Consider the following 14,876-nt stretch of genomic DNA (forward strand, 5'->3'; position numbering starts at 1 on the left):
GCCGGGGGTGTCGCTCGGCTCCTCGCTGTTCGAGCACGCGCTCAGGCCCACCGCAGCGATCGCGACGATCGGGGCCAGGGCACGCCAGGACATGCGACGGGTGGAACTCGAGGCCATCAAACCGCTCCTTCGAAGTGGCGAAAAGTCACCTGATCATAGCCGGGGGGCGGAAGCCCTCACGGCGAGGTGACGATGACGATGACGCCCGGCGACGAGTCCCGGATCCCGGCGAAGCGCGGCTGGGCCGTCACCCCCAGCGCCTCGGCCACCGCCTCCGCGGTCTGCCGCTCCCCCGGACCCGTGCCGTAGTACACGGACGTGGTTTCGATCACGCCGTCGCTGTAGTTGCCCGTCTCCGCGACGGTGAATCCCTCGTCCTCGAGCAGGCCGGCCGTCTGGGCGGCCAGGCCCGAGACGTTGCTGTTGTTGAGCACCCGCACGGGGGCGGCGGCCCCCGCCGACGTGGTGGCGGAGACCGTCGTCGTGGCCGACGGAGCCGCACCGGGGGCGGTCGTCCTCGCCGACGTCGCGGCGAGCGGCGCCGACGTCGCGGACGTGGTCGCCGGCGCGGCCGCGGGCTCGGTCGTCGGCTCGGGAGCCGGGCTCTCGGAATCGGAGCTTCCGAGCGAGGCGAGACCGAGGCCGGCGAACAGGATGGCGAGAGAGATCAGCACCATCGCGAGCGCTCGCAGCGGCGGACCCGACGATTCCGAGGTTGTGCTCACGCTCTCGACCTTAGTTGCCGCGCCCGCCGGATCACCGTCGTACTCGTACTACTTGGTGATCTCGAAGCCGAGCCGGCGCGCGGCGCGGGCCTTCTGCCGGCTGGCCCGCAGCCGGCGCAACCGCTTGACGAGCATGGGGTCGGCCGCCAGCGCCTCCGGCCGGTCCACCAGCGCGTTGAGGACCTGGTAGTAGCGGGTCGCGGACAGACCGAAGAGTTCCTTGATCGCCTCTTCCTTGGCACCGGCGTACTTCCACCACTGCCGCTCGAAGGCGAGGATGTCGCGCTCCCGGCGAGAGAGACCGTCCGTGCCGGCCTCGTCCGGGCCGGCCGCGGGGTGGTTGTTCTCGGGGTGGTTGTTCTCGGCGTGGTTGCTCCGGTCGGAAACCTGCTCGGATTCGTTACCGATTTGCGCTGCTGCGCCGTCCATCTCACTCCTCGACTGCCTCGAATCACGCCGAGGTCCGATCGGACCCGGGTGTTTCCGAGGGCAATTCAACCACGGTGGTACGACAGGTACCGGCTCAACGGACAGGCGAGTCCTGCCCACTATCCTCTTGCACCATGGCAATACTTCCGATCCGGATCGTCGGTGACCCCGTCCTGCATCACCCGACGAAACCGGTCACCCAGTCGCCGGCCGAACTGGCCCAGCTGATCGCCGACATGTACGAGACGATGGATGCGGCGAACGGCGTCGGTCTCGCCGCCAACCAGGTCGGTGTCGACCTGCGGCTGTTCGTCTACGACTGCCCCGACCTGGACGAGGCCGGCAACGTGGTCCGCCGCCGCGGCGAGGTGATCAACCCGGTGCTCGAGACGTCGGAGATCCCGGAGACGATGCCCGACCCCGACGACGACGTCGAGGGGTGCCTGTCGGTCCCCGGCGAGCAGTTCCCCACCGGGCGCGCCGAGTGGGCGAAGGTCACCGGCACCGACGCCGAGGGCAACCCGATCGAGATCGAGGGCCACGGCTTCTTCGCCCGGATGCTGCAGCACGAGGTCGGCCACCTCGACGGCTACCTGTACGTCGACAAGCTCATCGGACGCAACGCCCGCGCCGCCAAGAAGACGATCAAGCGGGCGGGGTGGGGCGTGCCCGGCCTCAGCTGGGTGCCCGGGACGGTCGAGGACCCGTTCGGCCACGACGACGAGGACTGACGCACCGGTGACGACCGAGCAGTCCGTACCCGTCGGCACCCGGGTGGTGCTGCGCTACCGGCTGCCCGCCGGCTACAGCCACCCGATGACCGACGTGATCGGCGAGCTGGTCTCCCTCGAACCGGCCGTGGTGGTGCGCACCGCCGGCGGCCGCCTCGTGCAGGTCGCGCCCGAGGCCGTGGTCGCGCTCAAGGCCCTCGGTGCCCGGCCGATCCGCACCGGTGAGATCCGCGCCCTCGAGAACGCCGCGGCCGCCGCCTGGCCCGGGCTGGAACAGGGCTGGATCGACGGCTGGCTCCTGCGGGCCGGCGCCGGCTTCACCGGCCGCGCGAATTCCGCCACCCCGCTCGGCGACCCGGGCACGGTCGCCGACCCCCTCGATCCGGACGTGTACGCCCGGATGCGCGAGTGGTTCGCGGTCCGCGGCCTGCCGCTGCGGCTCCTGCTGCCGGACCGGCTCGCCCGGCTCCCGCACGGGTGGGCACCGAGCGACGAGGTGCAGGTGCTGGCCGCCGACCTCGACGACGTGCCGCTGCCCGGCGTCGCCACCCCCGTGACCGTGAGCGCCGGCCCGGACCCCGGGTGGCTGTCGCTGTACCGCTACCGCGGCGCGCCGATGCCTGCCGAAGGCCGGGCGGTCGTCGAGTCCGTCCTGGGCGGCGTCCTGGGCTTCGGCCGCATCGGCGGCGACACGGAGACCCTGGCGATCGCCCGGGCCGCGGTCACCGACGCCCCCGACGGCCGCCGCTGGGTGGGCCTGACCGCCGTCGAGGTGGCCGCCGCGCACCGCCGGAACGGCCTCGGCACGCTCGTGTGCGGGGCCCTGCTGCAGTGGGGTCGCGACCACGGCGCCACCCACGCATACCTGCAGGTCGCGGCGGGGAACACCGCCGCCCGGGGCCTGTACCGGGCGCTCGGATTCGTCGAGCACCACCGCTACCGGTACGCCACGGAACCTGTCGGTCCGCTCGCCTAGAGTGGGGACGTGCGTCTTGCTACCTGGAACGTGAACTCCGTCCGTGCCCGTACCGACCGGATCCTCGACTGGCTGCAGCGGACGGGCACCGATGTGCTCGCCATGCAGGAGACCAAGTGCAAGGACGAGCAGTTCCCGTACGAGCGGTTCGAAGAACTCGGCTACCGGGTGGCACACGTGGGGCTCTCCCAGTGGAACGGCGTCGCCATCGCCTCCCGCATCGGTCTCGACGACGTGCAGGTCGGGTTCGAGGACCAGCCCGGTTTCACCAAGGACCCGGACGCCGACCCGGCTCAGGAGGCCCGGGCGATCGGCGCGACGTGCGGCGGCGTGCGGGTGTGGAGCCTGTACGTGCCCAACGGGCGTGAGCTGGCCGATCCCCACTACGTCTACAAGCTCGAGTGGCTGGCGAAGCTGCGGGCCGACGCACAGGCCTGGCTCGCCGCCGACCCGCAGAAGCAGATCGCGCTCGTCGGTGACTGGAACATCGCTCCCACCGACGAGGACGTGTGGGATCCGGCGTTCTTCGAGGGCCGGACGCACACGTCGGAGCCGGAGCGGGAGGCGTTCCGCGCCTTCCTCGACGGCGGCTTCACCGACGTGGTGCGCCCGCACGCCCCGGGCCCAGGTGTGTACACCTACTGGGACTACACCCAGCTGCGCTTCCCGAAGCGCCAGGGCATGCGCATCGACTTCGTCCTCGGCTCCCCCGCGCTCGCGGCGCGGGTCTCCGGCGCGGAGATCGACCGCAACGAGCGCAAGGGCAAGGGCGCGAGCGACCACGCGCCCGTCGTCGTCGACCTCGCCGACTGAGGCGACCCGGTCACGCCGGGGCGGAATCCGCGCGTCAGCGACGGCCGGCGGTCGGCTCGAGCGGCAGGACGACGTCCCGGTACTCGGGGTGGGCGGTGAGGAACCGTTGCACGTAGGTGCACACGGGCCGGACCCGCCAGCCACGCTGACGCGCGAGATCCAGGGAGTGGCCCACGAGCACCCCCGCGAGCCCACGGTGCCCGAAGTCCTCGACGATGACGGTGTGCAGGAAATCGACGACGGGATGGTTGCGCCCGGGCACGCCCGAGGGACGATCCGTGTCGAAATACCCGAGGATCCCGACAAGATCCCCGTTGAGGCGTAGCTCGAAGCGGTTCTGATCCTTGTTGTCGGTCACCTCGGTACGCGGCGAGTTGACGAGCATGATCCCCTCCGTGGTGCCGTAACCGAACTGTGACCTACGCCACTATAGAGCATGCAGGGTGTATCCGCCGAGACGTAGGCGGCAAATATCTGCCCTGCCCCCGGCACGGTGCTGCCCTGCCCCGGCACGGTGCTGCCCTGCCACCCCCCGCGCAGTGCCGTCCTGCCCCCGGCACGGTGCTGCGCTATGGTGGCACCGCACATCGCAACCACACGGGAGCTCGCACCAGCGGGCTGAGAGGACGGCTCGGGGCCGTCGACCGTAGAACCTGACCGGGTAATTCCGGCGTAGGGAGATCATCTCGTGAGCACAGCTGTATCCGGCTCGTCCGCGTCCGGCGCGGGCGCCGTCACCACCGGCCCCATCGAGGGCAGCACCAAGCACTACGTCGCCGTGCCCGGGGAACCGGGGATGTCGGTCCCGGTACGCCGGGTCCACCTGACCACCGGCGAGCACCACGACCTGTACGACACGTCCGGGCCGTACACCGAGTCCGACGTCGTGGTCGACCTGGCCGCGGGCCTGCCGGCACTGCGGGCCGGGTGGCCGCGGCACCCGGGCACGCAGCTCGCCGCCGCCCGCGCGGGCGTCGTCACCCCGGAGATGCGCTATTGCGCCGCCCGCGAGGGCGTACCCGCCGAGACGGTCCGCGCCGAGGTCGCCGCCGGCCGGGCCGTGATCCCGGCGAACCACCGCCACCCCGAGCTCGAGCCGATGGTCATCGGCAAGGCGTTCGGGGTGAAGGTCAACGCGAACATCGGCAACAGCGCGGTGACCTCCTCGATCGCCGAGGAGGTCGACAAGATGGTGTGGGCGACCCGGTGGGGGGCCGACACCGTCATGGACCTGTCCACCGGCCCGCGCATCCACGAGACCCGCGAGTGGATCCTGCGCAACTCGCCGGTGCCCGTCGGCACGGTGCCGATCTACCAGGCCGTCGAGCAGGCCGGTGGGGATCCGGCCGCGCTGACCTGGGAGATGTACCGCGACACCGTGATCGAACAGTGCGAGCAGGGCGTCGACTACATGACCGTCCACGCCGGGGTGCTGCTGCGGCACATCCCGCTCACCGCGCACCGGGTGACCGGCATCGTCTCGCGCGGCGGCGCCATCATGGCCGCATGGTGCCTGGCGCACCATCGGGAGTCGTTCCTGTACACACACTTCGCCGAGCTGTGCGAGATCCTGCAGCGCTACGACGTGACGATCTCCCTCGGCGACGGCCTGCGTCCCGGCTCCGTCGCCGACGCCAACGACGCCGCCCAGTTCGCCGAGCTGCGCACGCTCGGGGAACTCACCCGCGTCGCGAAGTCGCACGGCGTCCAGGTGCTGATCGAGGGTCCCGGACACGTGCCGATGCACCTGATCGAGGAGAACGTGCGGCTCGAGGAGGAGCTGTGCGAGGAGGCCCCCTTCTACACCCTCGGGCCGCTCACCACCGACATCGCTCCCGCCTACGACCACATCACCTCGGCGATCGGCGCCGCGATGATCGCCCGGGCCGGCACCGCGATGCTCTGTTACGTCACGCCGAAGGAGCACCTGGGCCTGCCCGATCGGGACGACGTCAAGACCGGGGTGATCGCGTACAGGATCGCCGCCCACGCGGCGGATCTCGCCAAGGGCCACCCGCGCGCCCGGGAACGCGACGACGCGCTCTCCCGCGCCCGGTTCGAGTTCCGGTGGCACGACCAGTTCGCGTTGTCCCTCGACCCGGACACCGCCCGCGCGTTCCACGACGAGACGCTGCCGGCGGAGCCGGCCAAGAAGGCCCACTTCTGCTCGATGTGCGGCCCGAAGTTCTGCTCGATGCGGATCTCCGCGGACGTGCGGGCCGGGCTGGCCGGCAAGGCCGCCGAATTCGCCGGCGCGGGTGGCCAGGTCTACGTCCCGATCGAATCGGTAGGGTCGCAGCCGTGAAGCTGCTGCCCCTGGCCCCGAAGGGCCGAACCCCGGTCCGTGCCCTCACCATCGCCGGAACCGACTCGGGTGGCGGGGCCGGCATCCAGGCCGACTCGCGCACCATGGCGATGTGCGGCGTGCACGCCTGCGTCGCCGTCGCGGCCGTGACCGTGCAGAACTCCGTGGGCGTCAGCGGCTTTCACGAGATCCCGCCCGAGACGGTGGCCGCGCAGGTGCGGTGCGTGGTGGAGGACATCGGGGTCTCGGGCGCCAAGACCGGCATGCTCGCCTCCACCGGGATCATCGAGGCGGTCGCCGCGGTGTGCGCGGAGGTCGGCATCGGCCGCGATCGGCCGGTGCCGCTCGTGGTCGACCCGGTGTGCGCGTCGATGCACGGCGATCCCCTGCTGCACGCGGAGGCTCTCGACGCGGTGCGGCACACCCTGATACCGCAGGCCACGGTGGTCACGCCGAACCTCGACGAGGTGCGGCTGATCACCGGCATCGAGGTGGTCGACGACGCCTCCGCGCGACGCGCCGCCGAGGCGCTGCACGGCCTCGGCGCGCAGTGGGCGATCGTCAAGGGCGGGCACCTGCGCACCTCCGACGTCAGCACCGACCTGCTGTTCGACGGGGACCGGTTCCTCGAGTTCACCAGCCCCCGCATCGACACCGGCAACGATCACGGCGGCGGCGACACGCTCGCCGCGGCGATCGCGTCGGCCCTCGCCCACGGGTGGTCGGTGCCCGAGGCCGTGGAGTTCGGCAAGGAGTGGGTCACCCGGTGCCTGGAGTGGTCGTACGACCTCGGCGCCGGGCACGGCCCGGTCAACCCCCTGTGGCGACTGCAGTCCTGATCCGCCAGATCCCGAGTTCGGGCGGTACACCCTTGGGGGCCGACGCGAACAGCCCGCGCCGGTGCGGGCGCACCTCGAGGCCGAGCGTGTCGACGGCACCGGCCGGCAGTGCGTCGAGCGTCGCGGAGGACACCACCACGTGCCCGTTCCCGGCGAGCTCCATCATGCGGGCCGCGACGGTGACGTCGACGCCCAGCCAGTCGCTGCCGATCCGCCGGGGCCGACCGGTGTGCGCGCCGACCCGGATCCGCGGCCGGTAGCCGTCCGCGGTCACCGCGGTCAGGGCGGCGCGGGCCGCGAAGATCGCGTCCAGCGCCCGTTCCGGCCGGTCGAACACCACCATCAGACCGTCGCCGAGCCGCTTGACGACGGTGCCGCCGCGGTCCGTGAACGCCGGCTCCAGCGCCCGGGCGACGCGCCGCAGCAGGTCGAGGGTGGCGACGTCGCCCGCGGCGAGGGACCACGTCGAGAACCCCACGAGGTCGGTGAAGACCACGGTGACCTCCCGGTCGCCGCGGCCGGCGCCGGCGCGTTCGAGCAGCGCCTGCCAGGCCTGCAGCACGCCGAATCCGAGTTCGTGCACCGCGCTCGGGTCGTCGACGTCGCGCCACCGTCCGGCCAGCCGGGCGACGGCCTGCGGCCCGCTGGTCCCGGCGGTGGACAGCGGATCGCCGAACCCGGGATCGCCGGGGAGCGCGCGCCGCAGCCGCCGGGCCAGCCGGACCAGCTCGGGCCGCCGGTCCACGGCCGAGAACCGGTCCGCGAGGCGACGACCGAAGCCCGGGGCCGGCGTCTCATCCATCGGAGCGGACCTCGGCGCGCTGCGGCCCGACGGGAACCCCGTCCGGTCCCGCGACGGTCCGCGCATACGTGCCCACCCCGTACCCGACGGCCGAGGCGGCGACGGCGAGCGCGGCCCGGTCGATGTTGGCGAGCGTGTCCTGCGGGCTGTGGTAGTTCGGGTCGAACGGCGCGTCGCCGGTGCCGCCCCACTTGCCCGCCTGCTCCGGGGTCTTGCGGTCGTCGGCACCGGAGAACACGCCCCCGGAGGGGATGCCCGCGTCGACGAACGGCCCGTAGTCGGAGCGGCCGTCGAAGTCGGTGCCGTCCGCGGCGACGCCCCGCGACGTCAGGTAGCCCAGGAAGGTGCGCTCGATGCCGGCCGAGCCTTCCGGTCCCGGTCCGGCGCCCACCGCGTCGGAGTCGTCGCCGTCGTAGACGAGGTAGCCGGGATTCGGCGACCCGAGCATGTCGAAGTTCAGGTACAGGGCGATGTCCTCGCGGGCGGCGTCGTCCAGGGAGGCCACATAGTCGGTGGAGCCGACCAGCCCGACCTCCTCGGCGCCCCAGAACGCGAACCGCACCGCGTTGGTGACACCCGGGTCGCTGCCGAGCTGCAGGGCCGTCTCGAGCACCGCGGCGACGCCGGTGCCGTTGTCGTTGATGCCCGGTCCCTCCGGGACGCTGTCGAGGTGGGCGCCGACGACGACCACGTCGTCGGTCGAGCCCGTGGTGGTCTGCGCGAGCACGTTGCGCGAGCGCACGCTGTCGACGCGGGTGTCGAGGACGAGGGTCACCGTGGTGGGTGCGGCGGCGAGCGCGCGGCCGTCGGCGCCGCTGATCCCCGCGGCGGGCACGAGGTCGTTGCCCTCCTCGCCGAGGGTGGCGCCGGCGAGCGCACCGTCCTCGTTGTTGGCGACGAGGAGCGCCGCCGCACCGCGTTCGGCCGCGACCTGCTGCTTGACGAAGAACGGGCACACCCCGCGCGTGACGAGCACGACGGCGCCGGAGACGTCGAGACCGTCGTAGTCGGAGGCCTCGCACCCGGGCGTGTCGTCGGCGGGCACCGGCACGAGCCGGGCGGTGAGTCCGTCCGGGCCGGTGGACGGCGAGAACTCGAGGGCCCGGACCGGCACCGGCGCGCCGGCGACGGTCAGGGTCTCGGTCTCGACGTCGAAACTGCGGACGTCGAACTCCGGGGTCTGCACGTCGAATCCCGCGTCGCGCAACCGGCCGGCGACGTAGTCGACGCTCGCGTCGTAGCCGGCGGTGCCCACGGCGCGGTTGCCGTCGTGCTCGGTGGCGATGCGTTCGAGTTCCGTGAGGTGGCCGACCACCGCGTCGATTCCCACGGCCCCCGCCAGCGCGGCCGGGTCCACCGGCGCCGGCGCCGGCGGCTCCTCCGAGCATGCCGCCACCAGCAGCACGATCGCCGCGACGGCGCCCCCGGCCCGTACCCGCGCTCCCCGGTTCATCCGCCGAGAATACTCACGCGTCGCGCCGGTTCACCACGACCAGCGCGGCCGCGAACACCACGGCGACGAACACCGCGAAGTACACCAGCGAACCCCACGGCCCCCAGTGGAAGTCGATGCCCTGCTCGCTGCCGAGGAAGTGGTTGGCATTGGCGAACGGCAGGAAGGGCTGCACCTGCCGGCCGAACGAACCGAACAGCGCGAACAGCGACTCGATCAGCAGCGGCCACAGCAGCAGCAGCGCGATGGTGCCGGCGGACTGGCGCAACAGCGCCCCCACCGCGACGGCGAGCACCGCGCACAGCAGCGCGTAGATCGCGACGCCGTAGATCGACCGCCACGCGTCGTCGCCCTCGAGCACCAGGTCCCGCCCGGCCTCCGGGCCGGCGAGGGCCTTGGCGAGATAGAACGAGGCGAGGGCCAGCACGCCGGTCAGTACCGCGCCGAACACCCCGATCAGCAGCGCCTTGACGACGAGGACGGCGCTGCGGTTCGGCATGGCCTGGAACGTGGTACGGATGACCCCGAACCGGTACTCGCTGGTCACCGACAGCGCCGCGAGGATCATCAGCACGAGCACGCCGAAGCCGGCGACGCCGCTGACCGCGACGTCGACGGTCGGGTAGAACCGGCCGACCTCCTCGTCGACGGACATGCTCGCCTTGGACGCGGCGCCGAGGATCGCCGCGAGGCCGAGGCCCAGCGCGACGATCACGACGGTGCACCACCACGGCGACTGGGTGGAGGTCAGTTTGATCCGTTCCGCCTTGACGGTGTCCACGACCACGCTCGTCGTGCCGGCGTTGTCCACGGCCACGCTCATCGCAGCTCCCCCTTCATCGGCTGCACAGCCGGGCCCCCGGCCACGGCTCCCTGGTACTGCACGTCGTCTCCGGTCAGTTTCATGAACGCCTCCTCGAGCGACGCGTTCTGGCCCGCCAGTTCGTGCAGCACCACCGAGTGCGCAGCTGCGACCTCACCCACCTGCGCGGTGGTGACGCCGCTGACGATCAGCGCGCCCTCGTCGTCCCGGACGGTGTGGCCCTGCCCGGTCAGTGCCGTCCGCAGCGTGTCGAGCTGTGGGCTGCGCACCCGCACCGTCGCCTCCGACGCCCGCTCGACGAACTCCGCGACGGACGTGTCCGCGATGAGCCGGCCCCGGCCGATCACCAGCAGGTGGTCGGCGGTCTGCGCCATCTCCGACAGCAGGTGGCTCGACACGAGGACGGTGCGGCCCTCCGTTGCGAGGGCCTGCATGAACCGCCGGATCCACACGATGCCCTCGGGGTCGAGGCCGTTGACGGGCTCGTCGAACAGCAGCACCTTCGGGTCGCCGAGCAGGGCACCGGCCAGTCCGAGCCGCTGCGACATGCCGAGCGAGAAACCGCCCGCGCGCTTGTCGGCCACCTCGGTCAGGCCGACGAGCGCGAGCACCTCCTCGACCCGCGAGTTCGGCAGGCCGTTGGACGCGGCGAGCCAGCGCAGGTGTGCCCGCGCCGACCGGTTCGGGTGTACCCAGCGCGCGTCGAGCAGCGCACCGACGGTCCGCAGCGGCCGCTTCAGCTGCCGGTAGGGGACGCCGTCGATCAGCGCGGTCCCGGCGGTGGGCCGGTCGAGGCCGAGGATCATCCGCATCGTCGTGGATTTCCCGGCGCCGTTGGGGCCGAGGAATCCGGTGACGATCCCCGGCCGGACCGTGAACGTCACGTCGTCGACGGCGACGGTGGAACCGAAGGTCTTCGTCAGTCCGGTCACTTCGATCATGACCCACAGCCTGCCCGATTCGGGCGGATCGCGCCGCGCGGGGTCGCCCTACGGTCCTGCAGGCGTCTCGATCAGTGGTTGTCGTTGCATGCGACGACGAGGACCTCGGCGTCCACCGGGCCGGTGCTGCGGAGCCGATGATCGAGGGAGGCGTCGAAGTAGGCGCAGTCGCCGGCGTCCAGGGTGACGATCGTCCCCCCGTGGTCGAGTTCGATCGATCCGGAGACGACGAACACGAACTCCTGGCCGCTGTGCTCGGGGTGCGGGTCGTCGGCGAAGTCGCGTCCGGGCCGGACGACGAACGGGGACATCGCTTTCCCCAGCATTCCCGCGGCGACGGGGTGGTAGCGGTCCGCCCCGGCCCGGGCGGGGGCGCGCTCGATCGTCATCCGCGAACGCGACGCGTCGTCCGCGAACAGCTGCCCGACGTCGACGTCGAGGGCGCGGGCGATCCTCATCGCCACCGCGATCGACGGTGTGCTGCGCTCGCGCTCGATCTTGGACAGGTAGCTCTTGGTCAACCCGGTCTGCGCCGCGAGGGCCTCGAGCGTGAGCCCCCGCTCCTTGCGTAACGCTCGCACCAGCGCGGTCACGGCCCCGTCCTTCCGTCGTCACCCCTCACACGGCGAGTCTACAAAGTGTCCTGTCGAGGGCTCTCCCGACGAAAGTAGTTGTACATGACACAAAGTGTCCTATAGTCTCCCTCGTGTCCACCACAGTCGAGATCGAGGAGGCCGATCGATGTCCGGGACGTTCACCGCTACGAAAGCGGAGTTGATGCACCAGGCCCAGGCCCGCATGCGGACCCACCTTGCGGAGTCCGGCTGGACGACGCGCCAGAAGCTCGCCCTGACCTGCCGAATCCTGTTCGACGCCGGGCACGACTCCGGCCTGGCGGGCCAGATCACCGCCCGCGCCGAAGAACCGGGGACCTACTACACCCAGCAGCTGGGCCTCGGGTTCGACGAGATCACCGAGGACAACCTGCTGTTGGTCGACGAGGATCTCCAGGTTCTCGACGGCTCCGGGATGGCCAATCCCGCCAACCGGTTCCACAGCTGGATCTACCGCGCGCGCCCCGACGTGCAGTGCATCGTCCACACCCATCCGTTCCATGTCGCCGCACTGTCCATGCTCGAAGTCCCGCTCGTGGTGTCCCAGATGGACATCGCGCCGCTCTACGACGACTGCGCCTTCCTCCCCGCCTGGCCCGGCGTGCCGGTCGGCAACGAGGAAGGCGAGATCATCACGGCCGCGCTCGGCTCGAAGAAGGCGATCCTCCTGGCCCACCACGGCCACGTCGTCGCCGGGGCCGGCATCGAGGAGGCGTGCTCGCTCGCCGTGCTGATCGAACGCGGCGCCGAGCTGCAACTCGCCGCCATGGCGGCCGGCACGATCGCCGAACTTCCGGACCGGCTCGCGCGGGAGGCGCACGACTGGACCCTCACCCCGAAACGCAGCCAGGCCAACTTCGCCTACTACGCACGTCGCGCCCTGGCCCGGCACCCGGACGCGATCGCCGGCTGAGCGCCCACCGGCCCCCGGCGAGGTTGCTCGCCCCCGCTTTCACGAGACGAAAAGGATTCTCTGCCTTGACCACACTGGAAGGCATCATCGCCTACCCGATCACCCCGTTCACCTCCGGCGCCGATGCGACGGTCGACACCGGCGCGCTCACCGCGCTCGTCGACCGTCTCGTCGGGGACGGTGTGCACGCCGTCGCCCCACTCGGCAGTACCGGCGAGAGCGCCTATCTCACCGAGAAGGAGTTCGACACCGTTCTCGACACCACGATCGCCGCCGTCGCCGGCCGCGTCCCCGTCGTCGTCGGAGTGTCCGACCTGACGACGGCGAACACCGTCCGCCGGGCCCGTCGCGCGCAGACGGCGGGCGCCTCGGCCGTCATGGTGCTCCCCGTGTCGTACTGGAAGCTCACCGATCGCGAGATCGCCTGCCACTACGCCGCCGTCGGTGCGGCGATCGACATTCCCGTCATGGCGTACAACAACCCCGCCACCAGCGGCATCGACATGAGCCCGGAACTGCTGGTGTCGATGTTCGACACCATCGACAACCTCACCATGGTCAAGGAGTCCACCGGCGATCTGTCCCGGATGCAGCGCATCGCCGAGCTCAGCGAGGGCCGCCTGCCGTTCTACAACGGCAGCAACCCGCTCGTGCTCGAGGCGCTGAGGGCCGGGGCGTCCGGCTGGTGCACCGCCGCGCCGTGCCTGCGGCCCGAGCCGTGTCTCGCGCTGTACACGGCCGTCGAGGACGGCGACCTCGCCCGCGCTCAGGCCCTGTACGCCGAACTGCGGCCCCTGCTCGAGTTCATCGTCGCCGGCGGCCTCCCCACCACGATCAAGGCGGGCCTCGGCATCCTCGGCTCGGACGTCGGGGATCCCCGAGCGCCGCTGCTGCCCCTCGAACCCGAGGGAAGAGCCACCCTCGCACGGCTGCTCTCCGCCGCCTGACGGCGCGTGTGGTGCCGCGGCCCGTGCGGCACCACACGCACGTCGAGCGACCACCCGGTCACCGTTCCCTCGGGTCGCCCTACGGTTCGAGCGGCGAGGAGGCCTGCGCCCAGAACCGCTTCGGGATGCGGCCCGCGTGCCGGGCCCGGAAGCCCGCCTCGACGGCGTGCCGCATCGCCGACGCCATGAGCGCCGGGTCCTTCGCCCGCGTCACCGCGGTCGCCAGCAGCACCGCGTCGCACCCGAGTTCCATCGCGAGCGCGGCGTCCGAGGCGGTGCCGATGCCGGCGTCGAGGATCACCGGCACCCCGGCGGCCTCGACGATCATCTCGATGTGGTGCGGGTTGGCGATGCCCAGTCCGGTCCCGATCGGCGAGCCGAGCGGCATCACGGCGGCGCAGCCGACGTCCTCGAGCCGTCGCGCCAGCACCGGATCGTCCGTGGTGTAGGGCAGCACGACGAACCCGTCGTCGACGAGCTGCTCGGCGGCGGAGACGAGTTCGATCGCGTCGGGCAGCAGGGTGCGTTCGTCGGCGATGACCTCGAGCTTGACCCAGTCCGTCCCGAGGGCCTCGCGCCCGAGTCGGGCGGTGAGCACCGCCTCGGCGGCGCCGCGGCAGCCGGCGGTGTTGGGCAGCGGCGCGATGCCGAGGCGGCGCAGCAGATCGAGCACGCCGGTCCCGGACGCCGCGTCCACGCGGCGCATCGCCACGGTGGTCAGCTCGGTGCCGGAGGCGACGAGCGCCTCCTCGAGCACCGCGAGGTTGGCGGCCCCACCGGTGCCGGTGATGAGCCGCGACGAGAAGGTCCGCCCGGCGATCGTCAGCGGCGGCAGGTCGTGGCCGGGGTCGCGGCCGGTGTTGTGCTCAGCCACCCTGCACCGCCGTGAGAACCTCGATCTGCCAGCCCTTTTCGACGCGTTCGGACCAGCGCCCCCGCGGGAACACGGCACCGTCCACGGCGACGGCGACGCCCTTGTCGGGCAGACCGAGTTCGCTGAGCAGTTCGGCCATCGTCGGCGCCTGCGCGAACCAGCGCTCCTCCCCGTTGACCGTGACACCCACCGTCGGCGCACCGTTCATGACCTTTTCCCCTTCGAGAATCGTTGTGGATCAGCATGTTTCGAGACAGCGAGGGGTTCGTCCGCGAGCTCCGCGACCACCGCGTCCGCGGTGACCGGGGTCAGCAGCACCCCGTTGCGGCCGTGCCCGGTCGCGGCGATCACCCGTTCGGACAGCCGGCCGATGAGCGGCAGATTGTCCGGGCTCATGGGCCGCAGCCCGGCGCTCGCCTCGTGCAGTTCGTATTCGCCGATCGCCGGGAACAGCGCCTCGGCGTCGGCGATCAGGTCCCGCACCCCCGCGACGGTGACCTGCGTGTCGTCGGCCTCGTACTGGGTCGCGCCCACGACGAGGCCGTCCGCGCGCGGCACCAGGTATGCCGGCCGGCCGTGCACACTGCCGCGGACCGTCCGGTGCGGGGCGGGCGCCGCACCCGGGCGGGTCCGCAACCGCAGGATCTCCCCCTTGACCGGCCGCACCGGCAAGCCCGGCCACAGGCGGGCC

18 protein-coding genes, 1 pseudogene and 1 riboswitch are annotated in these 14,876 nt (G+C 71.9%); of the genes and pseudogenes, 7 read left to right on the forward strand and 12 right to left on the reverse strand.

The window, feature by feature from the left end; all coding sequences use genetic code 11:
* From CQZ88_RS31060 to CQZ88_RS14275, 3 genes and pseudogenes are all read right to left on the reverse strand, one after another.
* A pseudogene (locus CQZ88_RS31060) lies at positions 1-117 on the reverse strand (superoxide dismutase family protein); the annotation flags it as partial.
* A gap of 59 nt (positions 118-176) precedes the next feature.
* Positions 177-725, reverse strand: coding sequence for a LytR C-terminal domain-containing protein (locus tag CQZ88_RS14270; protein ID WP_072635844.1), 549 nt, complete (start codon positions 723-725; stop codon positions 177-179).
* 48 nt (positions 726-773) lie between these two features.
* Positions 774-1,154, reverse strand: a complete 381-nt coding sequence (locus CQZ88_RS14275; protein ID WP_072635845.1) for a DUF3263 domain-containing protein — start codon at positions 1,152-1,154, stop codon at positions 774-776.
* 134 nt (positions 1,155-1,288) lie between these two features.
* Between CQZ88_RS14275 and CQZ88_RS14280 the strand changes: the two genes are divergently transcribed.
* Genes CQZ88_RS14280 through CQZ88_RS14290 form a run of 3 tightly spaced genes read left to right on the forward strand, consistent with a single transcriptional unit; the run spans position 1,289 to position 3,674 of the window.
* Positions 1,289-1,885, forward strand: a complete 597-nt coding sequence (locus tag CQZ88_RS14280; RefSeq protein ID WP_050035669.1) for a peptide deformylase — start codon at positions 1,289-1,291, stop codon at positions 1,883-1,885.
* A 7-nt stretch (positions 1,886-1,892) separates the two neighbouring features.
* Positions 1,893-2,861, forward strand: coding sequence for a GNAT family N-acetyltransferase (locus CQZ88_RS14285; protein ID WP_102799928.1), 969 nt, complete (start codon positions 1,893-1,895; stop codon positions 2,859-2,861).
* Between the two features lie 9 nt (positions 2,862-2,870).
* Complete coding sequence (locus tag CQZ88_RS14290) at positions 2,871-3,674, forward strand: exodeoxyribonuclease III (protein WP_029545336.1); 804 nt, start codon at positions 2,871-2,873, stop codon at positions 3,672-3,674.
* A 34-nt stretch (positions 3,675-3,708) separates the two neighbouring features.
* On the opposite strand, the gene CQZ88_RS14295 is transcribed toward CQZ88_RS14290, so the two are convergent.
* Positions 3,709-4,059, reverse strand: a complete 351-nt coding sequence (locus CQZ88_RS14295) for a GNAT family N-acetyltransferase (protein WP_029545338.1) — start codon at positions 4,057-4,059, stop codon at positions 3,709-3,711.
* A 202-nt stretch (positions 4,060-4,261) separates the two neighbouring features.
* Positions 4,262-4,371: riboswitch (TPP riboswitch) on the forward strand.
* On the opposite strand from CQZ88_RS14295, the gene thiC reads away from it, so the two are divergent.
* Both thiC and thiD read left to right on the forward strand, forming a co-directional pair.
* Positions 4,363-5,979, forward strand: a complete 1,617-nt coding sequence (gene thiC / locus CQZ88_RS14300; protein WP_006938227.1) for a phosphomethylpyrimidine synthase ThiC — start codon at positions 4,363-4,365, stop codon at positions 5,977-5,979. It overlaps the preceding riboswitch by 9 nt.
* Positions 5,976-6,818, forward strand: coding sequence for a bifunctional hydroxymethylpyrimidine kinase/phosphomethylpyrimidine kinase (gene thiD, locus CQZ88_RS14305; RefSeq protein ID WP_006938226.1), 843 nt, complete (start codon positions 5,976-5,978; stop codon positions 6,816-6,818). Before thiC ends, thiD begins: the two co-directional genes overlap by 4 nt.
* Here the strand turns inward: thiD and CQZ88_RS14310 are convergent.
* From CQZ88_RS14310 to CQZ88_RS14330, 5 genes are all read right to left on the reverse strand, one after another.
* The gene (locus tag CQZ88_RS14310; RefSeq protein WP_065922266.1) at positions 6,790-7,620 is read right to left on the reverse strand and encodes an adenylate/guanylate cyclase domain-containing protein; all 831 of its coding nucleotides are present in this window, start codon (positions 7,618-7,620) and stop codon (positions 6,790-6,792) included. The two genes, thiD and CQZ88_RS14310, sit on opposite strands and share 29 nt — an antisense overlap.
* Entirely contained in the window at positions 7,613-9,073 is a 1,461-nt protein-coding gene (locus tag CQZ88_RS14315; protein ID WP_180987019.1) for a M28 family peptidase, read from the reverse strand. Before CQZ88_RS14315 ends, CQZ88_RS14310 begins: the two co-directional genes overlap by 8 nt.
* Before the next feature lie 13 nt (positions 9,074-9,086).
* Positions 9,087-9,896, reverse strand: a complete 810-nt coding sequence (locus CQZ88_RS14320) for an ABC transporter permease (protein WP_050035671.1) — start codon at positions 9,894-9,896, stop codon at positions 9,087-9,089.
* Positions 9,893-10,837, reverse strand: a complete 945-nt coding sequence (locus CQZ88_RS14325; RefSeq protein WP_006938220.1) for an ABC transporter ATP-binding protein — start codon at positions 10,835-10,837, stop codon at positions 9,893-9,895. Before CQZ88_RS14325 ends, CQZ88_RS14320 begins: the two co-directional genes overlap by 4 nt.
* Positions 10,838-10,908: 71 nt before the next feature.
* Complete coding sequence (locus CQZ88_RS14330) at positions 10,909-11,430, reverse strand: helix-turn-helix domain-containing protein (RefSeq protein ID WP_006938219.1); 522 nt, start codon at positions 11,428-11,430, stop codon at positions 10,909-10,911.
* 148 nt (positions 11,431-11,578) lie between these two features.
* On the opposite strand from CQZ88_RS14330, the gene CQZ88_RS14335 reads away from it, so the two are divergent.
* Positions 11,579-12,364: an aldolase gene (locus CQZ88_RS14335; protein ID WP_006938218.1), complete on the forward strand. Its 786-nt coding sequence runs from the start codon at positions 11,579-11,581 to the stop codon at positions 12,362-12,364.
* 65 nt (positions 12,365-12,429) lie between these two features.
* A complete protein-coding gene (locus tag CQZ88_RS14340) occupies positions 12,430-13,311 on the forward strand; it encodes a dihydrodipicolinate synthase family protein (RefSeq protein WP_006938217.1) in 882 nt (293 codons plus the stop codon).
* Positions 13,312-13,390: 79 nt separating this feature from the next.
* Here CQZ88_RS14340 and CQZ88_RS14345 read toward each other — a convergent pair whose 3' ends face one another.
* The 3 genes from CQZ88_RS14345 to CQZ88_RS31065 form a co-directional block, all read right to left on the reverse strand.
* A complete protein-coding gene (locus CQZ88_RS14345; RefSeq protein WP_006938216.1) occupies positions 13,391-14,185 on the reverse strand; it encodes a thiazole synthase in 795 nt (264 codons plus the stop codon).
* Positions 14,178-14,393, reverse strand: a complete 216-nt coding sequence (gene thiS / locus CQZ88_RS14350; protein ID WP_029545344.1) for a sulfur carrier protein ThiS — start codon at positions 14,391-14,393, stop codon at positions 14,178-14,180. The genes CQZ88_RS14345 and thiS overlap by 8 nt, the downstream gene beginning before the upstream one ends.
* A partial coding sequence (locus tag CQZ88_RS31065; RefSeq protein WP_258008601.1) for an FAD-dependent oxidoreductase occupies positions 14,390-14,876 on the reverse strand: 487 nt, incomplete at its 5' end. The genes thiS and CQZ88_RS31065, both read right to left, overlap by 4 nt.

Source organism: Rhodococcus sp. ENV425, assembly GCF_002887785.1.
GTDB classification, from domain to species: Bacteria; Actinomycetota; Actinomycetes; order Mycobacteriales; family Mycobacteriaceae; genus Rhodococcus; species Rhodococcus aetherivorans.

Bases quoted from the DNA above. Each gene is read 5' to 3' on its own strand.
- CQZ88_RS14275 (WP_072635845.1), bottom strand. From the start codon at position 1,154: ATGGACGGCGCAGCAGCGCAAATCGGTAACGAATCCGAGCAGGTTTCC.
- CQZ88_RS14280 (WP_050035669.1), top strand. From the start codon at position 1,289: ATGGCAATACTTCCGATCCGGATCGTCGGTGACCCCGTCCTGCATCAC.
- CQZ88_RS14295 (WP_029545338.1), bottom strand. From the start codon at position 4,059: ATGCTCGTCAACTCGCCGCGTACCGAGGTGACCGACAACAAGGATCAG.
- CQZ88_RS14310 (WP_065922266.1), bottom strand. From the start codon at position 7,620: ATGGATGAGACGCCGGCCCCGGGCTTCGGTCGTCGCCTCGCGGACCGG.
- CQZ88_RS14315 (WP_180987019.1), bottom strand. From the start codon at position 9,073: ATGAACCGGGGAGCGCGGGTACGGGCCGGGGGCGCCGTCGCGGCGATC.
- CQZ88_RS14320 (WP_050035671.1), bottom strand. From the start codon at position 9,896: ATGAGCGTGGCCGTGGACAACGCCGGCACGACGAGCGTGGTCGTGGAC.
- CQZ88_RS14325 (WP_006938220.1), bottom strand. From the start codon at position 10,837: ATGATCGAAGTGACCGGACTGACGAAGACCTTCGGTTCCACCGTCGCC.
- CQZ88_RS14335 (WP_006938218.1), top strand. From the start codon at position 11,579: ATGTCCGGGACGTTCACCGCTACGAAAGCGGAGTTGATGCACCAGGCC.
- thiS (WP_029545344.1), bottom strand. From the start codon at position 14,393: ATGAACGGTGCGCCGACGGTGGGTGTCACGGTCAACGGGGAGGAGCGC.